We start from the raw sequence: 1,290 nt of genomic DNA, 5'->3' as shown, positions 1-1,290 counted from the left end.
ATTTTCAAACAGAAGTATGTATATGAACCTGTTGATTGGAAAAGATACACCGGATTTTGCAAAGGATACCGTTTATCGTTTTATGAAAATGCTCCAGATTAACTGGATCCGGTTCACAACGATTTTATCCAGCCGAATCATCAGGGATGCCATTGCCCCGCTTGATTCAGCAGACCGTGCTAACGTACTGATTATTGACGATTCCATGTTTGAACGTAACCGTTCCAAAAAAGTGGAACTTCTTGCAAAGGCATATGACCATGCAAAACATTGTTATAAATTTGGTTTTCGTATGCTTACATTAGGCTGGTCAGATGGAAGCACTTTTCTCCCGGTCAACAGTGTCCTTCTCTCCACCGAAAATAAAAAGAACAGAATCAACGAAGCAAAGGAAGTTGATAAAAGAACAGTTGGATATAAGCGCCGTATGCTTGCTGTTGAGAAAGGAACGATCGCCATGCTGGAACTTTTAAAATCGGCTAAAAAAGCTGATATTCCAGCTAAATACGTTCTTTTTGACAGCTGGTTCTCTTCTCCAAGCTCTCTTCATGCTGTCAAAGTAATCGGATATGATGTGATTGCAATGGTAAAGAAAACACCTAAAATGTTCTTCCGTTATAACGGCGAAGACATGCCACTGGCAACGATTTACAACAAAAACAGGAAACGGCGTGGACGTTCCAGATATCTGCTTTCCGTCATGGTGGACGTTGTAAAGGAAGGAAAAATCATCCCTGCCAAAGTGGTCTATGTCCGTAACAGAAACAAGAGAAATGAATATCTCTGCCTTATTTCTACGGACGTGAGCCTAAGTGAAGAAGAGATTATCCGCATTTATGGAAAACGCTGGGATATTGAAGTATTCTTCAAAGTCTGCAAGAGCTATCTTAATCTAAGCAAAGAATGCAGATCCATATCTTATGATGCAATGACTGCCCATACAGCAATCGTTTTTACAAGATATATGATGCTTTCCTTAGAGAACCGGGAATCAAACGATATCCGTTCTATGGGAGAACTGTTTTTATACTTTTCTGATGAGCTGTCTGATATCACATGGATACAGGCTTTTCAAATGCTGCTTCAAATGTTCAGGACTCTGCTTGCGGATCAGATAGATATCTCTGATGAAAAAATTGACGAGCTGGTAGATGCATTTATGGATGCAATACCTGCACTTTTAAAATCGAAGCTGCAAACGGCATAATTGACTGAACATTGACAACTGAATAACTGCCAGATATTGAATTTTCAAGGTGCATAGCTAAAATCTATGTGCGAAGTTTGAGT

1 protein-coding gene is annotated in these 1,290 nt (G+C 39.7%); it reads left to right on the top strand.

What is annotated here, in order from left to right; translation table 11 throughout:
* Window positions 1-1,207: IS4 family transposase (locus tag D7Y06_RS25170; RefSeq protein WP_199714859.1), on the top strand; the 1,207-nt coding region annotated here is incomplete at its 5' end.
* Between the last annotated feature and the right edge of the window lie 83 nt (window positions 1,208-1,290).

This window comes from Roseburia sp. 1XD42-69 (genome assembly GCF_003612565.1).
Taxonomy (GTDB): domain Bacteria; phylum Bacillota; class Clostridia; order Lachnospirales; family Lachnospiraceae; genus Roseburia_B.
The sequence above is the reverse complement of the archived record's forward strand: the minus strand, read 5'-3'. Positions and strand labels throughout refer to the sequence as shown.